This window comes from Halobacillus sp. A5 (assembly GCF_024189315.1).
GTDB lineage: Bacteria > Bacillota > Bacilli > Bacillales > Halobacillaceae > Halobacillus_A.
Genome location: NZ_JAIZEO010000005.1, coordinates 210,700 through 236,187, shown reverse-complemented (window position 1 = coordinate 236,187; position 25,488 = coordinate 210,700). Strand labels below are relative to the sequence as shown.

The following is a 25,488-nucleotide window of genomic DNA, read 5'->3' as shown; positions in this document are numbered from 1 at the left end:
AGTTCTTTCTTATACTGTTGTTTGTGCTCCCGACTTAAAAATAGTGGAAGCAAGAACAATGAGAAGCAGGAGGACAATGATATAGAAAAGCGATAGTCCCGGAAACACGTCAATTATGATTCCTGTGAGAAACGGACCACCTATACTTCCCAGACTAAAACTCATCCCGCATAAAATATTGCCGGCGGGGAGCAGTTCTTTAGGCAGCAAATCCGTCATAAATGAAATACCAAGTGAGAAAAGGGAGCCGACAAATAGTCCACCTATCGCAAATGTAGCAAACAAGCCTATGATGGAGGACTCTAAGAAGGCAGCCAACGTGAAGGCGAGAATGCCTCCTGTAACAACACATATAATAACCTTTTTCCTTCCAAGTTGATCACTAAGGGCCCCAAGCGGTATTTGTGAGAGCAGACTGGCTGCAGCAAAGGCTGGAATAATCAATGAAAGAATGTTCACATCGTGTCCGATTCTCATTCCATATACAGGAAATATTCCATGTAAGGTCGCTTCTAAAAATCCATAGGTCATGGGCGGAAGAAAAGCAACCCACCCCAATTTAATAGCTGTGCTGAATCTTTTCAAAGAACTGGAGCCATGAGCGGTTGTATACTCATGCGGGGGCATTTCGTTTTTTACCCAGGCCATTGTAATCCAAACGATGAAGCTGAGCAGGGCGGATACTATAAATGGCAGGTACATACTTATAGAGAGCAGATTAGTCATGAGCGGCCCCAGGGTAAAGCCTGCACTAAAGAAGAGCCCATAGTAGGCAATGCTTTTCCCTCTTGTTTTTTCTTCAGCTGTTGCAGTTATCCATGTTTGTGTCCCAAAGTGCAGGATTTGATCACCTATACCAATCAACATACGAAGCGCGAACCAAAACCATAAAGACTGCCATATAGGAAAAAAGGCTAAAGATATAAAAACGAGCGCCCCTCCCGCCATAATGACTGGTTTGTATCCAAATCTCTGCAGAGGTTTCTCCATGAATGGAGAAGATATGAGTATACCTATATATAAAGCAGTAGCGTGCAAACCATTAATAGAAGAAGACACACCATTCTGTTCCAGGATAACGGCCAGTAAAGGAAGTAACATCCCTTGAGAAAATCCTGAAATCGTAACAAGACTAATTAGTATCCAGAATCGAGTTGTGTTTGATACCATATGTAAGACCTCCCTGATCATGGTATGGATAACATCCTTATTATCCTAAACGATAGGCAGAACTTCGAGCAACACATTTATTAAGGAAAAGGTTAAATGACTAAAGAAATCGGTTACAATATATATAAGGGGAAGATAATAAATTATAGGAGGGGTTAGGGTATGGATTTTTATATTAAAGAAGAAGGGGTCCGGACTTCATTTGATTATGGACAGCTGGACATATCAGGAGACGAAGCTTACGGCTTTCGCCCTTTTCAACTCATGGTTGCTTCTGTTGCAGGCTGCAGTATCGGTGTATACAAAAAAATTCTCGACAAACAGAGGATTAACTATGAAGACATTAAAGTCACCGCTGATGTAAAAAGAAATTCTGAAGAAGCAAACCGCATTGAACGTATTCATTTACATTTTGTTATTAAAGGTTATCGTCTTAATCAAGACAAGCTGTTAAAAAATTTAGAAATATCCAGTAATAATTGCTCCATGGTCCAGTCGGTTAATGGCAGTATCGAAATTGAAGAAACTCTTGAGTGCATTGAGTTGAGCAAGTAATATAGAAAGAGTATCCTTAATAAAATTTTTGTTTCAACAGCCCGAAAGAGCATATCCTTTTATAAGGATGGCTCTTTCTTTATGGTATGAATTTTGAGCTGTGGGTAAATTTGCATTGAAGTGCGTTCCGAACTCTGCGTCAACAGCAATCGTTTTGTTCATGACTATTGCCTGAAGATCGCTTGCGTCCTTGTTCTATGCTGCTTATACCATCCAGTTTTATAAACCTTTACATAAAGTCTGAGGAGTGGAGTAATGAAAGCTTTTGCAATCAAAGGGGTCTTTTATTTCATTGGATTAATTATTATTTCATTAGGTATTTCTTTAACTATAAATGCTGAGCTGGGTGCAGGGGCCTGGGATGCTATGAATGTTGGTCTTACCGAAACTTTCGGGTTAACCGTAGGTAACTGGGTTATTATTATTGGAGCTGTATTAATTATAACCAACGCGTTGATCACTTTTGAGCGGCCGGATTTGTTTGCTATTATCACAATTATAGTTGTCGGAAAAATGATTGATTTTTGGTTGATCACAGTGTTTGAAAGTATGGTAATTGATGGTCTGATCTACCAGATCCTCACACTTATTACGGGGATATTTACCATTGCTGTCGGTGTCGCTCTTTATTTGCAGCCTAAGTTTTCTTTAAATCCGATTGATAATTTCATGGTTGCTTTACAGAAGCGATTCGGTTTCAGCCTTACTGTCTCTAAGACGCTTACCGAAGCTTTTGCTTTTATTCTGGCCTTATTATTCGGAGGACCGATCGGGCTAGGCACCATTATTATTCTAATATGCATCGGCCCTTTCATCCAATTTTTGGACCCTAAAGCAGAAAAAGTTATGAACCGATTACTCTCCTCTTAAGAATAGGCTGTGACCATCTTTCACAAGATATAGAAAAAGAAAGGTGGTCAGATCATGAGAGTAAAATGCGTAGGACTTATTGTACTTTTTAGTTTGTTTTCAGCTGTTATTCCTTTAACTGGTGCTGCTGAAAACAAAGAAAATAAAGAGCAATCAGAAATTCCTAATCATGTTCTCAATATATCAAAAGATAACACTTATCCAAATTCAACTGAAGATCAGGAGGTTTTAGAGGCAGAGAAACTAACGGACGATCTTATCAACGATTCCGATGTAAGAATCTCAAACCCGGAACTCATTAAGATGCTGAACGAAACCTCCATTCGTCCTTCGCCGTTTGCGGTTGGTTACCGGGGAGAGATTTTTCTGGGAAGATGGCCGTTATCCTATGAGTCGAAGGAAAGAAATACGAACTGGGAATATCAGGAGATCAATGTAAATGAATTGAATAACCAAGGCGGCCAGCACACAGAAGAAATAAGCTATGAACAAAAGGAAGAGAAGCACGTAAAAGGCGGCTTAACTACAAAAGCCTCTCATAGTGATCAAATGATGAAACTTATCCTTCTTGAAGCCCAGAAGAATACAAAGCTTCCCCTATCTTTTCAAAGCGTAATTGGCAGAGGAACGAAGCAGAATAATAAATATTCTGTACCTGTTAACAAAATAGGGCTGCTGCACGCATATGCACCGGCGGTTAACGAAAAAGGGGAAGTTGCATTTGGTGATGTATATATCCAGCTGAAAGGTTCAAAAATGAGCATTGATGTTAAGAATGTAACCAGACAAGGGATCGGCGCATGGATCCCGGTGCAGGACCACGTCAGCTACTCCTTTGAATTAAGATAAGTCGTTCTCTTGATTATAATTGAATTGAACACGCTGCTCTGCCATGGCAATTTGATGATCGTACATTGCTTCTGCCAGGATGTAGCGTGTTTTTTTTGAAGCTGTCCAGTAGACCAAATCGTGTACCAATCCAATCACTGTATATTGATAGCCGCGGTGTTCATCATTTAAAGAAGACATACCATAGACTTGAAAAGGCTCGATAGTATCACCTTTTAAATCCTTTTTCAAATACTCACCAAGCTCTTTATTCAACCTCTCGCAGGCTTCTTCGAGCACTTGAATCACTCGCCTTGGATCTTCGCGGAAATTTGTCGTGACATGCTCGATTACACGCATATGTTCAAAATTATAATTTTCGATAGTTTGAATCTGTCCGTTACTGATTGTTAATAACTTGCCACTCCATTCGCGAAGCTTCAAAAATCGCAGTCCAATATCTTCAACGATTCCATGGTGTTTATCATTAAGGGTAATAAAATCACCTTTATGGAGCTGCTTTTCGTAGAGAAGGAATAAGCCTGAAAAGAAATCCTTAATTAAGCTTTGTGCGCCGAAACCGATAATTACCCCGAGGACTCCGGCACCTGCCAGAATCCTTCCGATCTCAATCCATTCGGATAAGATAATAAAAATAAAGCTCAGGACGGCTGCATAATTAATTAATGAATACGTCATAGCTTCTAGCGTGTGAATTTTACGAGCTTCAATAAAAGAGGCCTTAGAAAAAAAGGTGCGAAGCAGTTTTCTTAATAGAAATACAACTATGCCAATAGTTACGGCGGCCAGGATAATTCTTAAAACGAAGTAGTTAGATAACAGTGAAAAGAATTTATTGTCGAAAATATCCAAAACATTCCCTCCTTCAACAAATTAAGCATGGACAGTATAAAGCCTTTATACTATGATAGGCAAAGTGAAAGTAAACGATACCTTTATAAAGGAGTGTCTCCCGTTTGACACAGAAGGAAAAAATTACAGATTTAAAAATTAAATTATCGGCCTTTATGAGCCGTTTAGACGAAATAGAGCCCGAAGAGACATCAGTTGAAGATGTCGATGAATTAATCCGTATGCTTGAAGATCTTGAACGGAAATTATAGAAGTTAAAAAAAGGAAAACTCTCATTGCAAAGTGGGGGTTGATTTTTTTGAAATAGTCCTTTATTATGGTAAATCGCTAATGTGATAAAAGGGTTGTTGAGAGGAGATTAAAGTATGGCACTGGCTGTCATTGTATCAGTACTTGTACTGACAATATTAAGTTTATTAAGGATTAATGTAATCATAGCGCTCATAGCTGCTGGATTAACGGCTGGAGTTATGAATGGACAATCGATTATAGATTCCCTTGAATTAATAGTAAGTGGCATGGGGGATAATACGAGTATTGCTTTAAGTTATATCCTGCTTGGGGCTTTTGCAGTTGCTATAACGCAGTCAGGGATAACTAATATTCTAGTGGGGTATTTACTGCGGGTCCTAAAGGATATGCGGACATTAACTGTACTCGTGATTGCCGCAGTGGCAAGTCTTTCGCAAAACGTAATACCTGTACACATTGCGTTTATCCCAATCTTAATACCGCCATTACTTCAGTTGTTTGACCGAATGAAGCTGGACAGGCGTGCTGTGGCTGCAGCGTTAACATTCGGCTTAAAAGCGCCATATATTATGATTCCGGTAGGGTTTGGCTTCCTCTTCCATGAAACGATTCAAGAATCACTGGAAACGAGCGGACTCACCTTATCTATTGGCGAAATTGCTCAATCTCTAATTATTCCAGGATCAGGAATGATTGTTGGTCTACTTATCGCTGTGTTTTGGACATACCGCAAAAAACGGGAGCCAAAAGCAGATGATGCTGGTCATGATATTGAGTCAGTAGACTCATTTGAACAGATGAAAACGGTCTCCTTCAACGTTAAACATGGGTTAACATTGGTCGCTGTAATCGTTACTTTATTTATTCAAGCTTATTATGAAGATTTAGTGCTAGCCGCTTTAGCTGGTCTGGTATTAATGTTCTTGTTTAGAATTGTACCTTTCAGGCTAGGGGATCGTGTAGTCACTGATGGCATTGCTATGATGGGGACTATTGCTTTTGTTATGCTGATTGCCGCAGGCTATGCGAACGTTCTTACTGAAACAGAGTCTGTCTCTGCGTTAGTAGACGCAAGTTCGGAGTACTTAGGATCGAATCAGCCTTTGATTGCTTTCATATTACTTTTAGTTGGATTAGTTGTAACGTTGGGAATAGGTTCTTCGTTCGCTACAGTACCGATTCTGGCCGCTTTATTTGTTCCAATTTGTATCGGGGCTGGTTTCTCGCCTTTGGCGGTCGCTGCTCTCGTTGGAACGGCTGGAGCATTAGGAGATGCAGGTTCACCGGCTTCAGACAGTACGCTTGGACCTACTTCTGGTTTGAACGCTGACGGACGACACCACCATATCTGGGACACATGTGTGCCGACCTTTATTCACTATAATATCCCACTCTTTATCTTTGGGTGGGTGGCTTCATTAATTCTTTAATGATCAGGGCATGCGGAATATCTTCCGCATGTCTTTTTTATAGGATACATTTTTCCGCACATACTAAGAAAAAAAGCAGGTGAATGGTATGGCGAAGTGGATAAGTCTTGTCGTGTTGTTCGTGTTTTTCTCTCCTCTTTCAGTCAGTGCGGAGGGATGGGGCTTTGAGAAAGATAAACAAGGGAATGCACCGGATGTAGGGCGGTATGGTCCAATGATTGAGGAGCATGACGGTTTTTTTGTCGACAACTCTGGAGATAAAGTAGTCTACTTCACATTTGATAATGGTTACGAGCAGGGGTATACGGACGATGTACTAAATGTTTTACGTGAACAGGAAGTACCTGCATCTTTTTTTGTAACAGGACATTACATTAACAGCGCCCCGGATCTGGTGAAAAGGATGGTAAAGGAAGGTCATATCGTAGGAAACCATTCCTGGTCACACCCAGACTTTACAACGGTGTCTAAACAAAAGATAAAGCAGGAGCTTGAGCAGGTGGAATCAGCTGTAGCGGAGATGACTGAACAAAATACAATGACGTTTTTACGACCGCCCAGGGGTACATTTAACCCAAAAACTTTAGAATGGACTCGAGAACTGGGATACATTCACGCTTTTTGGTCGGTAGCATTTGTCGATTGGGAAACTGACCGTCAGAAGGGGTGGGAGTATGCTTTCAATAATGTTATGGAGCAGATCCATCCTGGAGCGGTCATTTTACTACACACGGTTTCTGAGGATAACGCAGAGGCTCTTGAGCATCTTATTATTGAATTAAGGAAAAGAGGATATGAATTCGGCAGTTTAAATGATTTATTAGTGAAAAATTACTTCCTTTTCCAATAGTAAGGCTATAAGTTTGATATAATAAAGATCCGGCCATTTTAATAAATGAGGCAGGATCTTTATTTTTTGTACTTAAAATGAATTCTTTTACCTGAGGTGAAGTTATGTGGAAAGAAGTTATTGAGTCGATTCCAGAGTATGATTTTGATTACACACTTCACAGATGGTCGTTTGATCCTGTGACCCACTTAAATTTAAAAGCAAGGTGGGTCGACGTTCCTGTTCGAATGAACGAGGAGACCCACGTGGTCCGGGTGGAAGGAATTGGGACAACGGAGATGCCTGCATTTGAGCTTTCCAGTGAAGACAATGCAATGAAAGAAGAACTCATTCAACATATATACAGCTTGTTCCATTGGGGACGAAATCTAAGTGAAGTAGACGCACATTTTAAAACTACGAACTTAAAAGATTTATTTGCCGCTTATAAGGGTACACCTATTGTAAAAGACTTTCACCTTTATGACTGTTTGATGAAGGTTATTATCCATCAGCAGCTCAACATGAAATTTGCTTATACGCTTAGTACCAGGTTTGTCAATACCTTTGGATTTAATAAAAGAGGAGTGTGGTTTTATCCATCGCCTCACACCGTTGCTTTGCTACATTATGATCAATTAAGAGAACTGCAGTTCAGCCAGAGAAAAGCCGAATATGTAATTGATACTTCGCGTTTGATTGCAGATGGTGAAATTGATTTAGAAGGTCTTGCTCAACAGTCTGATGAAGAAGTTATAAAAATATTGACTAAGGTTAGAGGAATCGGGCCGTGGACCGCTGAAAACTGGCTTATGTTTGGAGTAGGAAGAGAGAATCTATTTCCGAAGGCAGATATAGGTATACAAAATGCTCTAAAAGATTATTTCAATATGGAACGTAAACCAAACAGCGAAGAAATGGTTGATCTCAGTGAAGGCTGGGACCCCTTTAAGAGCTATGCTTCTTTAACGTTGTGGAGGAGTATTGAAGGTTAACTTAAAGTTTTATTTTTAATTTCTATCTGGAAAAAGTGGTATTTCTACATTTTTTTCGGAAAAGAAAATGTAATATAATATACAAAATCCTATTGTTTTACGTTATAATAAAACCCATATTGGAAAATATTGAATAGTATAGAAATGAGGTCATAATTTTGGTGATAAAAGAAAGGTATTCCGATCATCTTTATAGCGGGGAATTGCTTGCCATTCTGGAGGTTAGTAGTACTCCAGCTTGTCTTCTAGATGTTCATCACCAGACCGTTACACTTAATCGTACGTTATCTGCTGAACTTAAGATCGGTGAAACCAAGCTTCACCTGTCAAACTGGCTGTCTTTGTTTCAAATTCATAATCGTGGTGAAATCTATTCTGTGATTCACCAGTCTTCTGAATGGAATGAAACAGAGTTAAGTGTGTCTATTCCAATTGGTAACCAGTATAAAAGATATTCATGTAAAATGCTCCACCTTTCCAACGGGAATATTGCCGTCATTTTTTCCCCACCTACTAACAAAACTAATAAATCTTCCCAAAAATCTTATCAAGATCCCATAACAAACCCTTTACCTTCCAACACTATATTAAATATGAGCGATGCCTTTAATACTAACGCGATTTCTACGAGAACGACTCAAGTTAAAGAACGCTTAGTCCAGGCAGCTGATTACTTTCCATACGGATTAGCTATGCTGAACAGCAATTGGGAAGTCATCTATGCCAACCCTAAGATGGAAGAAATGGTAGACTTATGCCTTTCAGATTATTACAGAAAGAAATTATGGGATTTATTCCCTGTTGATGACTACAAAAGTTTTTTTCAGCATTACTTAAGAGCTATGGAAACTCAAGAGCCGGTTGAGTTCCAGGGTTACTTGCATCGAACTGGAATTGTACTGGAAGTAACGGTAGTTCCGAGTGAACAGGGTATAACTATAATTGCAAAGGATATTAGTAAGTATAAGCATGAACTTGAATCAATGAAAAGAACGGAAGAGCGGTTTAACTTGTTATCCAGTAACATTAAGGAAGCCTGCTGGATCTGTTCACCTGACCTGGGAGAAATGCTTTATCTTAGTGATGCCTTTACAAGCATTTATGGTTTAGATAAACGTGTTGTTCTAGATGATCCTCCTCGTATTTTTGACCTTATTGATGATGATTATCTCGAAATCGTTAAAGAAGCAGCAGTAATTATGACCCAGAAAGAACATATTGTTGAATTCACAATCACGACTCCAGCAGGAGAGAAAAAGTGGATTCGAATGAGAGGATTTCCTGCAGAAGACCAGGGCAGGAAGTATGTAGTGGGCATTGACGAAGAGATTACGAAAATTAAGGAAATGTCCCTTCTGGAGGAAAAGTCGCGCCAGCTTTCCACAATTACTCAAATGGCTGCCGGTGTTGCTCATGAAATTAAAAACCCGCTTACGGCAATTAAAGGCTTTTTACAAATCGGAGCTGCGAATCCTGATCTTCGGGACAGCTACCACGATATCATTCTGGATGAAGTGAATCGGATTGAATCAATTGTACAGGACTTTATGATGCTGTCTAAGCCTAAATCTTCAGTCCAACTGGAATACGTAAACTTAGAAGCAATTATTTCTTATGTGAGCCGTTTATTAGATCCAGATTCCAGCAGTAAGGAAGTCATGATCCATTACACATGTGACTCCAGCTTAAAAGGTTTTTACAGCGAGCCGAAAAGACTGAAACAAATCCTCATCAATTTGGTAGCCAATGCAATGGAAGCCATTGATGAAGATGGCGAAGTTCAAATTGAAGCAGTCATTCATAAACAAGAGCTTATTATATCGGTTGTTGATAATGGCCTCGGTTTATCTGACCAGGAGCTGTCTAAGCTAGGTGAACCTTTCTACACTACTAAAGAGAAAGGCACAGGGTTAGGCATTATGGTCACTAAAAAAATGATAGATGATCTGGATGGAGAAATAAAATATCAAAGCAGTAAGGGAGAAGGTACTTGTGTTACTGTTCGACTTCCTTATCGCACGTAAGAACAGCTGAGAAGCTGTTCTTTTTTTGTATGAGAGATTATTAATTGCGTGCGTCATAAGCCATTCGCATTATGTAAGGGAAGCCGGCTTTCTCCAGACTTTTCGCTTGCGCGTTTCGCCTCTACCCCCGGTACTTTCACTTTGTTATGCGTATTGTCCGGAAAATTATAAGTGATTATCGATATTTATGCACCGAATGATTAAGATAATTTTCACAATACTATGTTATTAATCGCTTACATTGATTTATTTATAAATTTTTCTTTATAAAGGTTTACAAGCAGTAAAAAGGCTTCTATAATCCCGTATGTACTGTTCGCCGAATGGAGTGTATAAAAAAATTATAATAGAAGGAGGCTTACTGATGACAAAAAAACTACTATCATTTCTATTAATGAATCTAGGAGCATTCGCCGTAGCCGTAAACGTTCATTTTTTCTTATCTCCAAATGATTTAGCCACCGGGGGCGTGAGCGGTCTCTCCATTGTGCTTAATCAAGTATTCCCTGAATTTACGCTTGGGTCCATTATGATTCTCCTTAACATTGTACTGTTTATTGTAGGTTTTATCTTTTTGGGATTTCAATTTGGAACAAAAACCATTTATGCAAGCTTTGCTTTGTCCTTTATGGTGTGGGGATTAGAGACTTTTTTCCCAATGCAGCAGGCGCTCAGCGATGATATTCTCATTCAATTAATCATTGGACAGATCATTGCCGCCTCAGGAATGGCAATAGTTTTTCATCAGGGAGCCTCTACTGGCGGAACCGATATCATAGCCATGATTCTTAATAAATATTTCTCAATAGAAGTAGGGAAAGGCGTTTTATTTTCGGATATAGCAATTGCTGCTTCTTCCATTTTCTTATTTGGTCCATCGGTTGGAATGTACGCTTTCTTTGGTGTGATTTTAAATGGTCTGGTTATTGACTATGCCTTACAGCAATTTGATCATAAGAAGGAAGTTGTAATTATTAGCCGCGAAAGCGAACAAATTCGTGAATTTATCGTAAAAAAACTGGAAAGAGGAGCAACCATTCATCATGCTAAAGGGGCTTTTAACCAGGAAGATAAAGAAGTTATTACTACAATTATGAATCGTAAGGATTTTACCAGGCTTAAAAAGTATATGCAGGCAGTAGATGAGAGGGCTTTTATCACCGTCCATTCTATGAATGAAATACTTGGTCAGAATTTCAAACGATTAGCGTAGAATGAAAGCCATTAGAGCGTAACAGCGCTCTAATGGCTTTCAGTTGTTGAGGAACCAACGTTTTCTCTTTCATCTCAAAAGTGTGTTCACATTCCTTGCAGAATTAGGAGGAAAGGGTTTTAGGAAACGACTCCCTTTCCAAGGGCGAACGTTGCGCCTCCTCAGGCTTATCAGCCTTCCGGGGTCACACCTGATTCGTCTCTCCCTTAGGAGTCTCGCCGTTTCCTAAAACCCTTTTTCGATAAAAGATCACTAACCAAGTGGCGTCTAAGATGTCCTATTCTACAAGACTCCATGCTCCAATGGTTCCGAGAGCCTCTTTTGATTAAAAGGAACACAACGATTCCTGCGAGATTTTCCGCCTGACCCTCTTAAAAGCGGTACTTTTTTCAGTTCCTTTTCTCTAGATTCTAATTGAGGAACCATGAGTACCATGTGTACATTCATCCAACCTTCTTCAACAGGCTGGAAAGCCATTAGAGCGTAACTGCTCTAATGGCTTTTTGAATGGGACGGGAAATTGGCAGGTAAATATCCTTGAAAGGACCATCGGGTTCTGTGCCCAGTCTTCCTGCCGTTTCACTTAGGCGTTTCTTGTCTGCCAGGGCGCGTGTTCCTTTGTGTTAACAGGGCTTTCACACTGCAGTATATCTTAATTTTAATAATTTTGAAAATTTGATATAATAAATGTGGTTAACTGTAATCAGGTGTGAGGAGGAATCGATTATGAAAAGAGAAGAATTATTAGCTCCTGAGAAATACAATATTGTACAAGAGATGGAAAAGTATACAACTGATCCTAATAGAAAAGCATTAAAGTGGCTCGACAGTGATGGTAATCGTGATGAAATTACATATGCCGATTTAATGACGAAGGCTGACAAAGCAGGAAGAGTCCTCTTAAACAGCGGACTTCAAAAGGGAGATAAGGTATTAGTCATGATTCCGCGGCTTATTTCTGCTTACGTAGTATATCTAGGAGCTTTAAAAGCGGGTCTCGTCGTTATTCCAGGTTCTGAAATGCTCCGTCCGAAAGACTTATCCTTCCGTTTGTCGCACAGTGAAGCAAGAGCAGTAGTATGCTTTGAACCGTTCACTGACCAGTTTAAAGAGGTGGATGAAATAAAAAATGTAACCGCTTTCTCTTTGGGTGGGTCCAAACAAGGATGGTTAAGCTTAGATGATTTAATGGAAGACGAGCCAGGTGAACTGCAGATGGCAGAGACTGCACAGGATGACATGGCCTTCCTTTCTTATACTTCAGGTACGACTGGAAATCCAAAAGGGGTTGTTCACACCCATGGGTGGGGATTTGCTCATTTGAAAACAGCGGCTGATCAATGGCTGGCAATTGAGGAAGGTGATACGGTATGGGCAACAGCTGGACCAGGTTGGCAAAAATGGGTCTGGAGTCCATTTCTGTCTGTTTTAGGGACTGGGGCGACAGGGCTTATATATCAGGGTAAGTTTGATGCAAAAACGTATTTAAACTTATTAGACGAGTATAAGGTGAATGTTTTATGCTGCACACCTACAGAATATCGATTAATGGCCAAGGTAGATAATTTGGATACTTACAGTCTGCGCACTCTTCACAGTGCAGTTTCAGCCGGAGAACCTTTGAATCGTGAAGTAATCTCCACTTTCCAAAAGTATTTTGGAGTTACCGTCCGGGATGGTTATGGACAAACTGAGAATACACTATTAGTAGGTATTATGAAAGACATGGAAGTGAAGCCCGGCTCAATGGGACGGCCGACACCAGGGAATACAGTTGAAATTATTAATGATTTGGGAGAGCCGGTTAAAGCCGGAGAAGTTGGAGACATAGCCGTACATCTCGAGACTCCAGCTTTGTTTAGAGAGTATTATAAAGATCCTGAACGTACAAAAATGGCCCAGCGAGGAAATTATTACATTACGGGGGATCAGGCTTCAAAGGACGAGGATGGATACTTCTGGTTTGAAGGCCGGAGTGATGACATCATTATCAGCTCTGGTTATACGATTGGACCTTTTGAAGTAGAGGATGCTTTAGTAAAACATTCTTCAGTCCAGGAGTGTGCAGTGGTAGCAAGCCCCGATGCCGTCAGGGGAAATGTAGTTAAGGCATTTATTGTATTGCAGGAAAATGTAAAGGGAGATGACGGTTTAATAAAGAATCTCCAGGACCACGTGAAAAACTTGACCGCTCCTTATAAATATCCGAGAAAGATCCAATTTGTTTCTACTCTTCCAAAAACGACGTCAGGAAAGATACGCAGAGTTGAATTAAGAAAACAGGAGCAAAGCACCATATGAGGAAATTGCTGTGATTAGAGAAGCTGAGATAAAGGATTGCAGGGAGTTGGCGTATTTAATGAAAACTCTGGGCTATCCCACAACCACTCAATCTATGGAAAAACGTCTAAACACACTCCTTCCTCGTTCTGATTATCAAACGTTCGTCTATGAAAGAGAGCAGAAGCTATTAGGCATGATCGGAATGATGTTCAGTTACGCTTATCACACCGAAGACACCCACGTTCGGGTAATTGCTTTTGTTGTAAGTGAACAGGCACAAGGTAAGGGGATTGGAAGACTTCTCTTGAATGAAACTGAACAGTGGGCAAGAAAGAAAGGGGCCAATCGAGTAACCTTAAACAGTGGAAACCGTTCAGAACGCAGTCAAGCCCACTCGATTTATAATCATTTAGGGTTTGAAGGAAGAGCTACAGGTTTTTATAAAGAAATTGAAAGTGAGCCCTATCCTTGAGTGCAGCACTCAAGGATATTTTTTGTTTATTATAAAAAATAGGAAATAAACTGAAACTATTTCCAGGTGTTGGCCGTATATATAAAGAGATTTACATAGAGGTGAGGATATGAGGAAAAAGAGTATTCTTATTGTATTATCAATTGCGATATTGGTTGGATTGGGAACCTTTTATATAAACAATAATTATTTCTATAACCCTGTGACATTTAAACAAGATCCTGTCACCCCACATGAGTGGAATGATTACGAACGCCCTTTAGAAATTAAGATTTATTCTTTTGAAGACGAAAGGGAAAGTGAAACGATTGATGAAGAAGAAGAAATCGAAGAACTATTATCAGAATTAAAAGAAAGTCCATCTTCTGAAGATGTAGAAGCTACGGCTACTGATGTCAGTGGAGGACTTACCTTAACTTCCAATGATCGTACGTTGTTAGAAGTACTGTTTTACCCGGAACACTGGGAAATTTTGAAGACGGACGGTCCTGCTTTTGAAATAACTGAATCCTTAAAACAGTTAGTTAATCAATTCCAATAAGGCTGGAAGGCAACGATAATCGTCATCATTCAAAGACAAATACAATGAAGCGGAATACCAAACGAAGACTCCTGCGGGACCTGTTAATACATAAAGACCCGATCAGATTCTTGAATGAATTGGTCGGGTCTTTCTTGGATTAATGTCGAATTGTTCCCCCTTATTTCACTTTTAATCACCGTATCTGATATACTTGATTTTATTGAAAAATGCAAAATGAGGTGATGAAATGAGAAACAGACGCTTTACTCATATATTTAATACATTAGTCGGTGTTCTCCTCTTTATTGAGGGAGGTGTTTACATTTTTTCCAACAATAATGAAGGTGATCTGCATTTACAAAGCATCGTTATGACTATTGTACTGTTTATAGCGTGGGGGATTTCTTACCGTAAACAAACGACCAGTGAAAAACAGAATGCCTGGCTCATATTTACAATGGTCGTTATGATCCCGATGATCCTGCCATTCCTATTCTTTATTTAGAAGAGCCAGCGGATCAGACCTGCAGCGGATAGAATCAGTCCTGAAGTCATATAAATATATCCGAAGATCTGATGTTTTCCTTCTTCACTGCTGATCTCTACAGAACCGGAAAAAATAAGAAACATAATAATAAGTATATAAAGGGCAAGGTAGGTGCTCTGCCAATTGTGGTCAGCAACTAACAGCCATCCCCCTACAGGCAAGGCAGTGTATAAAGGAAGATACAAAGGATCAATGTCTGGTAAAGCTTCTTTAAGTTTTTTTAACATAGAGCAGCCTCTTTCTTTTGAGCATAATAATTGAGCGGTTAAGCGTAATTCTTATAGAATTACGCTTAATTTTATGCCTTCGAAGTCCCCGGTTTTTGAACTATATTTCTATCTTAAACGATTAGAAGTCTTTATTAAATACAATCCGGTAACAAATCATCGTATGTTTTTTTAATAATTCTGTATTGTAAAGTTCACTTTGCATCATCTTAAGAACGAGGGAGATTCTTTAGTGTGAGAACAAATCTATAGTTATATCGAGAAATATGTCAAATGATTCAGATATATGTCGAAAATTGCGTTAGTTTTTGAAAGGATAGGGTATTATACGTATAAAGTTTGTTTGTCCCCTGTATTTACATTTGTTATACTTTTTCAATGTGTCTGCCATTCCTCTCTAATACCCGCTAAATTCCTCATTTAATAAAGAACTGGTTAACTTTTTAAAAAAGAGAAAAAGAAAGGGACGATTAAATTGAATTCGAAGCTCATTGATTGGGGCACGTTTATAGGTGCACTCATTCTTTTATTTGGTGTGACTGTACCTTTAATTCTTTTCCCTGAGGGTGGAAAAGAAATAGTAAACCAGGCAAATGAATTTGTAAGTGGTAATTTTGGTGTCATGTATATGATTATGGGACTGCTCATTTTTGCATTCTTAATCTTTGTCGCTTTTAGTAAAAACGGTCAAGTTAAATTAGGTGATGAAGGAGAAGAGCCTGAATTTAATACTTTCTCGTGGGCTGCCATGCTTTTTGCAGCAGGGATAGGCTCCAGTATCCTCTACTGGGCTGTGATAGAATGGGCTTATTATTATGAAGGACCTCCTTTTGGTGTAGAAGGCGGCTCTCAGGAAGCCATTGAGTGGTCTACGGCTTATGGAATATTTCACTGGGGACCGATTGCATGGGCGATCTATACGTTACCGGCTTTACCAATTGCATATTTTTATTACGTAAGAAAGAAACCTGTCCTTAAAGTAAGTGAAGCTGTACGTCCTGTGCTGGGCCGACGGGTGGATGGTCCTTTAGGAACGCTTATTGATGTATTGTTTATGTTTGGTTTAATGGGTGGTGCTGGAACGACCTTAGCACTTGGCACACCTATGATTGCTGAAGGGGTTAGTGATTTAACTGGATTAGAAGTCACATTAACTTTACAAGCTTTCATTATGATTATTTGTACGACGATTTTTGCGATAAGTGCATACTCCGGTTTGCGCAGAGGAATTAAAGTATTAAGTGATATCAACCTTTGGCTTTCTATTTTCTTACTGGCCTTTATTTTCTTTGTTGGACCCACAAGGTTTATAAGTGAAACGACGTTTAATTCATTAGGGATTATCATGGACAATTTCTTTAAGATGGCAACCTGGATGGAGCCTTTTGCCAACCTTGGAGATTATGAAGAGACGTTATTTCCTGAATCATGGACCGTTTTCTACTGGGCATGGTGGTTAGTTTATGCTCCGTTTGTCGGGTTATTTGTAGCCAGGATTTCTCGAGGACGTACCATTAGACAGATGGTTCTCGGAACAATGATTTACGGTACACTGGGATGCGTGCTTTTCTTTGGAATCATGGGTAACTTCGGGCTTTATATGCAGGTGACTGGTCAGTTTGATGTTATAGGATTCCTTGATTCCAATGGTGCGCCGGCTACGATTATTGAGATTATAAATCAACTGCCTTTAGCGAAGTTTATCGTATTAATCTTTACTGTGCTGGCGATTATTTTCCTGGCCACCACTTTCGATTCTTCTTCCTATATACTAGCTGCCGTTGTGCAGAAGAAGGTAGAAGGGGAGCCGCTTCGCTGGAACCGCTTATTCTGGGCCTTTGCTTTATGTATTATGCCGATGACGCTAATGTTCTTAGGAGGACTTGAGACGCTTCAAACGGCAAGTATCGTCGGTGGATTTCCACTGATCTTCATTATGTTTTTACTAGCCTGGTCATTTATGAAGGCTTCGAACACAGATATTCGTGCATCTGATAATTATGAATCTCCAACGATCCACATTGAACGTTGGAAACGAAAAGAGAAAAGAAAGAAAAAACGTTCGGCTTTAGAAGTATTAGAAGATCGAAAAGATGAAGATTAAATAGTAGTAAAGCGGCATCCCTGTTGAAGGGATGCCGCTTTGTTTCTATGGAATATAATCCAAATAAGAATGTAGGGTGAAGTCATCACTATCCATTAAAAACTGTCTGATTAAATGGAGGTGGTCCCCGCCTATAATTACAAGGATTCGATCATCCGGCTCAGCCAGCCGCGATATGTTGGCTGTAATTGCAAGATCACGTTCATGCCACTGCTTCAGCCACTTTACTCCAATTTGATGCTGCCGGTCGCCAACACGTGTCAGTTTCATATAAACCCGCTGCAGCTGTGAAATGTAATCAGGATCATTAATGGAACATAAGGTCGTTCGCAGCGAAGAGTTGTCCTCCATTTCTTTTAACCTTTGCTGTACTTCTAAAATTTCATTAAAAAGATCCGGTTGATGTTCTTTTGCCCATTTAAAGACCTGGTCTAAAGCTGGCGTCGTCATATCGACGATTTCATCAACCGGGTAAACACGAGGGTGTTCTAAATATGCTGCAAGAGGAAAAGCAAACTGTTCAATTTCATCATAACTGGGAATTAAATCTTCATTTAGATATTGATTATATTTACGATCCAGCTCTTCTTCTATTAGAAAAGGTTTTTCTACTGCAATTTTCGTTGGGTTAAATTCTTTAAGCTTGTCTACTATTTGATGAATTTGGTGTTTCTGTTGGTTAACGATATCGGGGTCCATCGAGAAGTGAAGGGTACCCATGAGAAGGATTTCTGGTTTCATCATTATTGTTATTCAACCTTTCTTATTTGAAATGAGGAATGACTTCTTCACCGATCTCTTTAATAACGTCTTCTATATTTCTGGAGCTTCCTGAAAGCCCGAACATTATATGATTCACCCCAGTTAAACGATACTGCTCGAGAATTTTAATTAAACCGAGCCGTCCAGTTTGATATCCGGCGGGTATTTTTTTTATTGGGGCGTTCCGATTTTCTACCAGGTCGAGGGGTAGAGGCATAATGAAAGGACGGAAAGCGTGACTGCCGTGATAGGCCTGCACTTTATCCCGGTAGGATTTAATGAGCGGCAATTGCTGCACAGGTCTTTGCGGATAAAACATCCAGCCATCACTGTGTTCTCCCACGAAGTCCAATGTTTGCTGGCAGTATCCAGTCATGAGCATGGGTATTTTACATTGAGGTTTAGGGACTAAATTTGATTTCTTCATCGTTCCAAACCGGGATTTTATTTCAGGGAATTCCTCATATAAGGCTTGATTTAAGTCATTAAATGCTTCTCGGAACCATTCACTTCGCTCCATTATCGGGATACCTAATCCTTCAAAATCTTTGCGCCGGTCTCCGGATGACACGCCCAGTAAAAAACGATCTGGAAATAAACGCTCAATACTTGCCGCTTCTTTAGCCGTTCTTAAGGGATGACGTAATGGCAGAACTGTTGCTGCCGTTCCAATATTAATTGTTGAAGTATGGCTTGCTAAATACACAGCGTATATAAAGCTGTCATAGATCTGCCCTGTTGCAGGGTCTTCAAAAGTGGGGTCCTCAAGCAGTACATCCTGCAGCCAAAGCACTTGAAAGTTCAGCTGCTCCGCCATCCGGGCTCTTTCAACCTGGCGGACCATTGCCGGAACTTGTTTTTTATAATTTTCAAGAGGAATGGTCAGACCGAAACTAATCTTGTTCTCTTGAAATGCTTTACTGTAACCTTTATGATATTCTGACATTTTCATCACCTCACCACGTCCAGTATAGAGGACAGTATTTTAAAACAAAAGTTATTAAACTGTTACATGAAAAAACCCATTTCCTAAGACAAGGAAATGGGTTTGCGTATTGTGTGTATTTTTATTAGACGATGTAAATAAGTACGTATAACAGGCCTGTGAGAAATGCGGAACCACCTAAACCATAGATAAAATCTGTAGAATCGTATTCAGCTTCGTGTCTCATTTTTAAAAAGCCCCTTTCTATGGATGATTTCCTACTAAGCTAGTGACTGTTGTACTAAAAGGTTTCCCCGGTGAAAATGTTCTTAAACTAAAAGAATCATTTTTCTGTCTACTTCTTAATAGTCGACAAATTGTTACAAAAATTTCATTTGTGTAACGTAAATGTTTCATTTATGTTACAAGCTTAGTGTAACACAACTGTAAAATGCTGAAAAGGGTTTTTGAAAACTTTTTTTGTGTACCGGGTACACAAAAAGTGGAGATGGGAAGGGAAAGGTAGGAAATGAGAAACCCAACAGCTGGTCAGCTGTTGGGTTCTTGTGGTTTATGTTGTTTGAGCAGGTTGATGATTTCCTGGTGGTGGTCGTCTAGCAGGGCAAGTCCGTAGTGATAGTACGCCCCTGCTTGTTTCCCCCAGACGACTTCTGCTTTCCACTCTGTGGTTTGCTGAAAGAAAGCAGTTTGTAATAGTAGACGTACGTGCTTATTAAAAGGCATCTTAAGTTTGGTAAAAAGCAGCAGGCCATTTGGGCTGAGATTAAGTATAGTTCCGCTTCCGTGTGAGGTCTGAACTGGGTAATCTTTAATTTGAATAATCGTAAATTCGGTAGGGGGAGGGGTTTTAAATGTGTATCGTAAACTCTCCTGCCTTTGATAACGCATCTGACATCTTCCTCTCAAATATGGTTGTCCGACCTTCTTACTACTATAGTAAATTAAATTTTTTCCTGCGAAAAGTGTTCAATAGGACAGATATCGATTTCATGGAAAATTCTGATACAATTAAAGCAATCACTTATGGAAAAGAGGAATGAACATGAATACATATGAGCCAACATGGGATCTCGATATCATCTTTGAAGGAGGAAGCGATTCCGAAGAGATGAAACAATACGTTCAGGCCATTAAAGATAAACTTTCAGCATTACACCATTTAATAGAAAAGTTCACTCCTCCTAGAATTCCAGAACAATCTTCAGACTTAACGAATGTTGTTCATCAGATTGAAGATGTTTCTATGAGGATAAGGCAGTTCAGTGCGTATATCAGTTGTTTAACAGCTCAGGATGTCAATGACGACAAAGCGAATTACTGGGTAACTGTGAGAAGTGAGATAGGGGCCCAATTTAAAAATATCCAAACTCAATTTGATCAAAAGCTTGTTCAGATTGACGCAAATATATGGAAATCTATTGTACTGGATCCCGATTTAGCAGAGATTGCTTTCGTATTAGAGGAACGCAGAGAGAAAGCAAAGGATAAATTATCAATCGAACAAGAATCGATTATTAATAATTTAGCTGTAGATGGTTATCATGGATGGGGCCAGATGTATGATACCATCGTTGGCAAAATGAAACTCGAACACGGAGGAGAGGAGCTATCCATTGGGCAGGCTGCAAATAAACTAAGTGATCCTAAGCGTACTGTAAGAAAAGAGTTGTTCCATAAATGGCAGCAAGCCTGGGGAGAACAATCTGACCTATTCAGCGAGACGCTTAATCACCTGGCCGGTTTCCGGCTGCAGACCTATAAACACCGCGGATGGGATCAAGTGTTAAAAGAGCCTCTCGAATATAACCGCATGAGTGAGAAAACATTAAACACCATGTGGTCTGTAATTACAAAATACAAACCTTACTATAAAAAGTACTTTCAAGAAAAAGCCCATTGGCTTGGAGTCAATCAACTCAGTATATATGACGTTCATGCACCAGTAGGCCATACCGAGAAAAAAATGGCGTATAACGAGGGTGCGGAATTTATTATTGAGCAGTTTGAAAAATTCAGTCCGCTGATGGCAGACTTCACACGCAATGCTTTTGAAAAACGCTGGATAGAGGCAGAGGATCGCCCTGGTAAGCGGCCGGGAGGTTTTTGTACGAGTTTTCCACATAGTAAAGAAACACGAATATTTATGACTTATTCAGGCACCCTGTCAAACGTGGCAACATTAGCTCATGAGTTAGGTCATGCCTATCATCAGCACATTATGAATGAGCTGCCAGTATTGAATCAAGGTTATGCAATGAATGTAGCGGAGACTGCCTCAACATTTGCAGAAATGATTGTTGCGGATGCTGCAGTGAAAGGTACAGACAATCCAAACGAAAAGTTAACGCTGCTCGAAGACAAAGTTCAGCGCAGTGTGGCTTTCTTTATGAATATTCATTCCCGTTATTTATTTGAAGTGCGTTTTTATAATGAGCGGAAATCGGGTACTGTAACTAAGAATCGTTTAGATGAACTTATGATTGAAGCGCAGGAGGAAGCTTATCAGGAGATGCTTGAGGAATACGACTCGACCTTTTGGGCTTCCAAGCTTCACTTCCATATTACGGGCGTTCCATTTTATAATTTTCCTTATACATTTGGTTATCTCTTTAGCTTGGGTATTTATGCTAAAGCAAGAAATGAGGGACAGGATTTCGAGAAAAAGTACATTGCACTCCTGCAGGACACTGGGAAAATGCGTGTGGAGGATTTAGCAGAGAAGCATCTTAATGTAAACCTTGAAGAAGAAGAATTCTGGGAAGAAGCGCTGAAGCTATGCGTGGCTGATGTAGAAGAGTTCATTGAGCTTAGTCATCATTTAAAGTAAAGGAGTGAGTCTGATGGAGGAACGAATATCTGAATCGAAGAAACAAGAAAGAGTGGATACACTTGATCAGTGGAAACTGGAAGACGATAAATTCATCGTGAAACGTTATCGATTCAAAGACTTCTTAAAAGGGATAGAATTTGTAAACAGAGTAGCTGAATACTCCGAGGACATTCAGCATCATCCATTTATAAGCATCGATTATAAAATGGTCACGATGAAGCTGACTTCTTGGAATGCTAAAGGCCTGACCGAGCTCGATATTGAGTGTGCCGATAAATATGATGAATTTTACAAACAGATAACCTATTGAAAAAGCCGCTGGTTTTAAGAAACCGTTGAAAAAAATAATTGCTTTTATAAAAAGGTAGAACACCTAAATATAGTTGGTGTTCTACCTTTTTGACTTTAAGGCACTTTAATGGCTGCGATATTTACCAAGGCATTATTGTTATTCTAATAATTGGATATGTTCTTTTGTAAATAATGGTGTGTCTCTTAGAGGATAAGCTGAACATTCTATTTTTTTCTCTGTAAAAGGATGGATAAAGGTGAGCTTTGCTGCGTGCAGTGCTTGTTTGCAGGAAGGGTTCTCTTCTCCGCCGTACAACGTATCTCCCAGTAAAGGATGCCCTTTAAAGCTGAGGTGGACTCGAATCTGATGAGTTCTGCCGGTACTGAGCTGAAGCTTTAATAGAGTTGCTTTTTTCTTATCGTCGTACATTATTGCTTCATAATAAGTTTCGGCGGGCTGGCCGCTCTGAGAAACTCTTCGGCGTACCGGATGATGCCGGTCCTTTCCAATCGGTTCGTTTATCTTCCCTTTAGCAGGTTTAACTTTTCCTTGAGCCCAGGCTAAATAAGTACGCGTAATTTTCCTTTCCTTCAACAGCTCGCCTAATGTGGCAATCGCCAACTCATGCTTGGCAAAAAGAATGGCTCCAGAAGTATCACGGTCCAGGCGGTGCACATATTTAGGAGAGGCTTCAATTCCGTTTATTTGAAAATAAGAGGCTGTAGCGTTCACCAATGTATTGGATTGCCCTGGCTGGTTAGGGTGAGTGTCGATGCCTGCAGGTTTATTTACGACAAGCAGATGATCATCTTCATAAATCACATCGATATCCATATAGGTCGGGGTCACTTCCATTTCCTGAGGAGCAAATACCCGAATTCGAAGCAGGTCTCCAGATTGTACACGGGTCTGCTTCCAATGTTTAGACTCATTATTTAATGTGACACTTCGATCTGAGCGGTATTTATGCAAAAGCTTCCTAGGCACGAGTAGTTCTTTTTTCATAATTCGTTCAATGGTAAATTCATTCCACTTTGGCGGAATAGTTATTTCTAACCATTCTCCAATCCGTTTTGTTTTCATACTTACTTCCTTTCCGTTATATAATCCCGGTTTTTGGATCATAAAAATATATTTAATCTGGCTGCTGGACTGCAGTTAGCCGGCTTTACGCTCCATGATCGCAGGAAACATCAGGCTTGTTCGTGCCAGTAAATTCTAACAAGAGGATAAAAAGCCCTTTCCTTTGTAATAATTATGCGGTGTTCATATTATCCATATTGTACAAGGTCAGCGCGATGAACAAAAGCCGCCGTTGATATCATTCGTATTTTTGCTTATTATGTGTAAAAAATGACAAATAAGTGTATATTACCTATTGTTATGTTTTAAATTATGTTATACTAGATAAGTTGATTAATTAGCATTGTGAAAGAGGTGTGTGCTTCATGCAACACAGAAATGATATTCGTAACATCGCGATCATCGCACACGTTGACCATGGAAAAACGACTTTAGTGGACCAAATGCTTCACTATTCCGGAACATTCCGTGAAAACGAACATGTTGATGAGCGAGCAATGGACTCTAATGATTTGGAAAAAGAACGTGGAATTACAATTTTAGCGAAAAATACCGCCATCAATTATAATGATGCGCGTATTAATATTTTAGACACGCCGGGTCACGCCGACTTTGGCGGGGAAGTAGAACGAATTTTAAAAATGGTGGACGGCGTATTGCTCGTTGTAGACGCCTATGAAGGCTGTATGCCTCAGACTCGTTTTGTGCTTAAAAAGGCTCTGGAGCAAAAGCTGACGCCAGTTGTCGTATTAAATAAAATTGACCGTCCGAATGCTCGTCCGGAAGAAGTGGTGGACGAGGTTCTGGATCTATTTATTGAGCTGGGTGCTGATGATGAGCAGCTTGATTTCCCTGTAGTCTATGCCTCTGCATTAAATGGAACGTCCGGAGACGAACCGGAAGACCAGACAGAAACAATGGACCCGATCTTTAAGCTGATCATGAACAACATCCCTGCTCCTGTGGATACGAAGGAGGAGCCTTTACAATTCCAGGTAACTTTGCTTGATTATAATGATTACCTCGGCCGTATCGGTGTAGGGCGTGTGTTCCGCGGAAGCATCAAAGTTGGCCAGCAGGTTTCATTAATGAAGAAAGACGGAAGTGTGAAAAATTTCCGTGTCTCCAAGCTGTTTGGTTTTATCGGCTTGAAGCGGATCGAAATTGAAGAAGCTCAAGCTGGTGATATTATCGCGCTGGCTGGGCTAGAAGATATAAACGTTGGAGAAACCGTATGTCCTCCGGATCATCAGGAAGCTATGGAGATCCCGCGTATTGATGAACCTACCCTGCAAATGACGTTCCTTGTTAATAACAGTCCTTTCGCAGGCCGTGAAGGTAAATACGTGACTTCCCGTCAAATCGAAGAGCGTCTATTAACGCAATTGGAAACTGACGTTAGTTTACGTGTGGATCCAACAGATTCTCCAGATGCGTTTACGGTTTCCGGACGCGGCGAGCTTCACTTATCTATCCTTGTGGAGAACATGCGCCGTGAAGGATTCGAGCTGCAGCTGTCTAAACCTAAAGTAATTCTCAAGGAGATTGATGGAGAAACTTGTGAACCTGTTGAATATGTACAAATTGATACTCCTGATGAATACCAGGGTGCTGTAATGGAATCCATCGGTCTTCGTAAAGGTGAAATGCAGGATATGGTAAACGACGGAAATGGGCAGGTCCGCCTTGAGTTTCTTGTACCATCCCGTGGACTGATTGGATATTCTACAGAATTTATGACGCAGACCCGCGGCTATGGAATCTTAAACCATACGTTCCATGGTTATGCCCCTGTAGCTAAAGGCCAGGTGGGAGGCCGCCGCCAAGGAGTTCTTGTTTCCCTTGATAAAGGTAAAGCTTCTACGTATGGAATTATGAACCTTGAAGATCGAGGAGTAATTTTCGTTGAGCCCGGTACAGAAGTGTACGAAGGTATGATCGTAGGGGAGCATAATCGTGATAATGACTTAACGGTTAACATCACGAAAGAGAAGCACTTGACTAACGTGCGTTCTGCTACAAAAGATAATACAACCACGATTAAGAAAACTCGTCAGTTGACGCTTGAAGAAGCAATCGAGTATCTTGACGATGATGAGTACTGCGAAGTAACGCCGGAAACGGTACGTCTTCGTAAGAAATTCCTTAATAAAAATGAACGTGAAAAGGCTGCGAAGAAGAAAAAGCTTCAAAACGCTGATGTTTAATAGACCGCTTTAGCGGTAAAAGGCTGTCGAGTTTCTCGACAGCTTTTTATATTGATTTTTCGTCTAGTGATAAATATAACTATAAAAGATTCCACAGCAAACAGTTTAGGTGAGCGAGGAATCAGCACGGACACCTGCAGGATCATTGACCGTGACCATATAATCTCAAAAAT

General features: G+C 40.1%; 24 protein-coding genes. 17 read left to right on the top strand and 7 right to left on the bottom strand.

The genetic code is table 11. The features are described 5' to 3' along the window. Nucleotides 1-9 precede the first annotated feature (9 nt). A complete protein-coding gene (locus LF822_RS19175) occupies nt 10-1,170 on the bottom strand; it encodes an MFS transporter (RefSeq protein ID WP_253925708.1) in 1,161 nt (386 codons plus the stop codon). Between the two features lie 162 nt (nt 1,171-1,332). On the opposite strand from LF822_RS19175, the gene LF822_RS19170 reads away from it, so the two are divergent. The 3 genes from LF822_RS19170 to LF822_RS19160 all read left to right on the top strand — a co-directional run bounded on the left by LF822_RS19170 (nt 1,333) and on the right by LF822_RS19160 (nt 3,444). Further along, on the top strand, nt 1,333-1,725 hold the full coding sequence (locus LF822_RS19170) for an OsmC family protein (RefSeq protein ID WP_253925707.1): 393 nt from the start codon (nt 1,333-1,335) through the stop codon (nt 1,723-1,725). 255 nt (nt 1,726-1,980) lie between these two features. Beyond that, entirely contained in the window at nt 1,981-2,595 is a 615-nt protein-coding gene (locus LF822_RS19165; protein WP_253925706.1) for a YczE/YyaS/YitT family protein, read from the top strand. 54 nt (nt 2,596-2,649) lie between these two features. Then, nucleotides 2,650-3,444, top strand: a complete 795-nt coding sequence (locus LF822_RS19160; protein WP_253925705.1) for a YfkD famly protein — start codon at nt 2,650-2,652, stop codon at nt 3,442-3,444. On the opposite strand, the gene LF822_RS19155 is transcribed toward LF822_RS19160, so the two are convergent. After that, on the bottom strand, nt 3,436-4,296 hold the full coding sequence (locus LF822_RS19155; protein WP_253925704.1) for a mechanosensitive ion channel family protein: 861 nt from the start codon (nt 4,294-4,296) through the stop codon (nt 3,436-3,438). The genes LF822_RS19160 and LF822_RS19155 overlap by 9 nt on opposite strands. Nucleotides 4,297-4,400: 104 nt before the next feature. Here LF822_RS19155 and LF822_RS19150 point away from each other — a divergent pair, with 104 nt between their 5' ends. The 10 genes from LF822_RS19150 to LF822_RS19105 all read left to right on the top strand — a co-directional run bounded on the left by LF822_RS19150 (nt 4,401) and on the right by LF822_RS19105 (nt 14,822). Then, a complete protein-coding gene (locus LF822_RS19150; RefSeq protein WP_253925703.1) occupies nt 4,401-4,547 on the top strand; it encodes an SE1561 family protein in 147 nt (48 codons plus the stop codon). 114 nt (nt 4,548-4,661) lie between these two features. Next, nucleotides 4,662-5,978: a Na+/H+ antiporter family protein gene (locus LF822_RS19145; protein WP_253925702.1), complete on the top strand. Its 1,317-nt coding sequence runs from the start codon at nt 4,662-4,664 to the stop codon at nt 5,976-5,978. A gap of 88 nt (nt 5,979-6,066) precedes the next feature. Then, entirely contained in the window at nt 6,067-6,828 is a 762-nt protein-coding gene (pdaA, locus tag LF822_RS19140; RefSeq protein WP_253925701.1) for a delta-lactam-biosynthetic de-N-acetylase, read from the top strand. A gap of 104 nt (nt 6,829-6,932) precedes the next feature. Next, nucleotides 6,933-7,802, top strand: coding sequence for a DNA-3-methyladenine glycosylase family protein (locus LF822_RS19135; protein ID WP_253925700.1), 870 nt, complete (start codon nt 6,933-6,935; stop codon nt 7,800-7,802). Between the two features lie 161 nt (nt 7,803-7,963). Beyond that, entirely contained in the window at nt 7,964-9,826 is a 1,863-nt protein-coding gene (locus LF822_RS19130) for an ATP-binding protein (protein ID WP_253925874.1), read from the top strand. A 364-nt stretch (nt 9,827-10,190) separates the two neighbouring features. Further along, the gene (locus tag LF822_RS19125) at nt 10,191-11,039 is read left to right on the top strand and encodes a YitT family protein (RefSeq protein ID WP_253925699.1); all 849 of its coding nucleotides are present in this window, start codon (nt 10,191-10,193) and stop codon (nt 11,037-11,039) included. Between the two features lie 726 nt (nt 11,040-11,765). Further along, complete coding sequence (mbcS, locus tag LF822_RS19120; RefSeq protein ID WP_253925698.1) at nt 11,766-13,340, top strand: acyl-CoA synthetase MbcS; 1,575 nt, start codon at nt 11,766-11,768, stop codon at nt 13,338-13,340. Between the two features lie 10 nt (nt 13,341-13,350). After that, on the top strand, nt 13,351-13,794 hold the full coding sequence (locus LF822_RS19115; protein ID WP_253925697.1) for a GNAT family N-acetyltransferase: 444 nt from the start codon (nt 13,351-13,353) through the stop codon (nt 13,792-13,794). A gap of 109 nt (nt 13,795-13,903) precedes the next feature. Next, a complete protein-coding gene (locus LF822_RS19110) occupies nt 13,904-14,335 on the top strand; it encodes a hypothetical protein (RefSeq protein ID WP_253925696.1) in 432 nt (143 codons plus the stop codon). A 229-nt stretch (nt 14,336-14,564) separates the two neighbouring features. Further along, nucleotides 14,565-14,822 carry a hypothetical protein gene (locus tag LF822_RS19105; RefSeq protein WP_253925695.1) on the top strand — a complete coding sequence of 86 codons (258 nt, stop codon included), beginning with the start codon at nt 14,565-14,567 and terminating at the stop codon, nt 14,820-14,822. Here LF822_RS19105 and LF822_RS19100 read toward each other — a convergent pair. Further along, nucleotides 14,819-15,091: a hypothetical protein gene (locus LF822_RS19100; RefSeq protein WP_253925694.1), complete on the bottom strand. Its 273-nt coding sequence runs from the start codon at nt 15,089-15,091 to the stop codon at nt 14,819-14,821. The two genes, LF822_RS19105 and LF822_RS19100, sit on opposite strands and share 4 nt — an antisense overlap. 475 nt (nt 15,092-15,566) lie before the next feature. Here LF822_RS19100 and LF822_RS19095 point away from each other — a divergent pair, with 475 nt between their 5' ends. After that, entirely contained in the window at nt 15,567-17,195 is a 1,629-nt protein-coding gene (locus LF822_RS19095) for a BCCT family transporter (protein ID WP_253925693.1), read from the top strand. A 45-nt stretch (nt 17,196-17,240) separates the two neighbouring features. On the opposite strand, the gene LF822_RS19090 is transcribed toward LF822_RS19095, so the two are convergent. From LF822_RS19090 to LF822_RS19080, 3 genes are all read right to left on the bottom strand, one after another. Continuing rightward, nucleotides 17,241-17,939 (bottom strand): DUF5694 domain-containing protein, encoded by a 699-nt coding sequence (locus LF822_RS19090; protein WP_253925692.1) that lies wholly within the window; start codon nt 17,937-17,939, stop codon nt 17,241-17,243. A gap of 19 nt (nt 17,940-17,958) precedes the next feature. Continuing rightward, nucleotides 17,959-18,909: a TIGR03571 family LLM class oxidoreductase gene (locus tag LF822_RS19085; RefSeq protein ID WP_371925964.1), complete on the bottom strand. Its 951-nt coding sequence runs from the start codon at nt 18,907-18,909 to the stop codon at nt 17,959-17,961. A gap of 522 nt (nt 18,910-19,431) precedes the next feature. After that, nucleotides 19,432-19,791 carry a PilZ domain-containing protein gene (locus LF822_RS19080; protein WP_253925690.1) on the bottom strand — a complete coding sequence of 120 codons (360 nt, stop codon included), beginning with the start codon at nt 19,789-19,791 and terminating at the stop codon, nt 19,432-19,434. A gap of 154 nt (nt 19,792-19,945) precedes the next feature. Here LF822_RS19080 and LF822_RS19075 point away from each other — a divergent pair, with 154 nt between their 5' ends. Together LF822_RS19075 and LF822_RS19070 are read left to right on the top strand one after the other, a co-directional pair. Continuing rightward, complete coding sequence (locus LF822_RS19075; protein WP_253925689.1) at nt 19,946-21,730, top strand: M3 family oligoendopeptidase; 1,785 nt, start codon at nt 19,946-19,948, stop codon at nt 21,728-21,730. 13 nt (nt 21,731-21,743) lie between these two features. Then, nucleotides 21,744-22,043 (top strand): 4a-hydroxytetrahydrobiopterin dehydratase, encoded by a 300-nt coding sequence (locus tag LF822_RS19070; RefSeq protein WP_253925688.1) that lies wholly within the window; start codon nt 21,744-21,746, stop codon nt 22,041-22,043. Between the two features lie 138 nt (nt 22,044-22,181). Here the strand turns inward: LF822_RS19070 and LF822_RS19065 are convergent, their stop codons facing one another. After that, entirely contained in the window at nt 22,182-23,108 is a 927-nt protein-coding gene (locus tag LF822_RS19065) for an RluA family pseudouridine synthase (RefSeq protein ID WP_253925687.1), read from the bottom strand. A 365-nt stretch (nt 23,109-23,473) separates the two neighbouring features. Here LF822_RS19065 and typA point away from each other — a divergent pair, with 365 nt between their 5' ends. Beyond that, nucleotides 23,474-25,315: a translational GTPase TypA gene (gene typA, locus LF822_RS19060; RefSeq protein WP_253925686.1), complete on the top strand. Its 1,842-nt coding sequence runs from the start codon at nt 23,474-23,476 to the stop codon at nt 25,313-25,315. The last annotated feature ends 173 nt before the right edge of the window (nt 25,316-25,488 follow it).

Excerpts from the sequence above, each read along its gene's own strand:
- LF822_RS19175 (WP_253925708.1), bottom strand. The coding sequence starts at position 1,170 with ATGGTATCAAACACAACTCGATTCTGGATACTAATTAGTCTTGTTACG.
- LF822_RS19170 (WP_253925707.1), top strand. The coding sequence starts at position 1,333 with ATGGATTTTTATATTAAAGAAGAAGGGGTCCGGACTTCATTTGATTAT.
- LF822_RS19165 (WP_253925706.1), top strand. The coding sequence starts at position 1,981 with ATGAAAGCTTTTGCAATCAAAGGGGTCTTTTATTTCATTGGATTAATT.
- LF822_RS19160 (WP_253925705.1), top strand. The coding sequence starts at position 2,650 with ATGAGAGTAAAATGCGTAGGACTTATTGTACTTTTTAGTTTGTTTTCA.
- LF822_RS19145 (WP_253925702.1), top strand. The coding sequence starts at position 4,662 with ATGGCACTGGCTGTCATTGTATCAGTACTTGTACTGACAATATTAAGT.
- pdaA (WP_253925701.1), top strand. The coding sequence starts at position 6,067 with ATGGCGAAGTGGATAAGTCTTGTCGTGTTGTTCGTGTTTTTCTCTCCT.
- LF822_RS19135 (WP_253925700.1), top strand. The coding sequence starts at position 6,933 with ATGTGGAAAGAAGTTATTGAGTCGATTCCAGAGTATGATTTTGATTAC.
- LF822_RS19125 (WP_253925699.1), top strand. The coding sequence starts at position 10,191 with ATGACAAAAAAACTACTATCATTTCTATTAATGAATCTAGGAGCATTC.
- mbcS (WP_253925698.1), top strand. The coding sequence starts at position 11,766 with ATGAAAAGAGAAGAATTATTAGCTCCTGAGAAATACAATATTGTACAA.
- LF822_RS19110 (WP_253925696.1), top strand. The coding sequence starts at position 13,904 with ATGAGGAAAAAGAGTATTCTTATTGTATTATCAATTGCGATATTGGTT.
- LF822_RS19105 (WP_253925695.1), top strand. The coding sequence starts at position 14,565 with ATGAGAAACAGACGCTTTACTCATATATTTAATACATTAGTCGGTGTT.
- LF822_RS19100 (WP_253925694.1), bottom strand. The coding sequence starts at position 15,091 with ATGTTAAAAAAACTTAAAGAAGCTTTACCAGACATTGATCCTTTGTAT.
- LF822_RS19090 (WP_253925692.1), bottom strand. The coding sequence starts at position 17,939 with ATGATGAAACCAGAAATCCTTCTCATGGGTACCCTTCACTTCTCGATG.
- LF822_RS19085 (WP_371925964.1), bottom strand. The coding sequence starts at position 18,909 with ATGAAAATGTCAGAATATCATAAAGGTTACAGTAAAGCATTTCAAGAG.
- LF822_RS19080 (WP_253925690.1), bottom strand. The coding sequence starts at position 19,791 with ATGCGTTATCAAAGGCAGGAGAGTTTACGATACACATTTAAAACCCCT.
- LF822_RS19075 (WP_253925689.1), top strand. The coding sequence starts at position 19,946 with ATGAATACATATGAGCCAACATGGGATCTCGATATCATCTTTGAAGGA.
- LF822_RS19070 (WP_253925688.1), top strand. The coding sequence starts at position 21,744 with ATGGAGGAACGAATATCTGAATCGAAGAAACAAGAAAGAGTGGATACA.
- LF822_RS19065 (WP_253925687.1), bottom strand. The coding sequence starts at position 23,108 with ATGAAAACAAAACGGATTGGAGAATGGTTAGAAATAACTATTCCGCCA.
- typA (WP_253925686.1), top strand. The coding sequence starts at position 23,474 with ATGCAACACAGAAATGATATTCGTAACATCGCGATCATCGCACACGTT.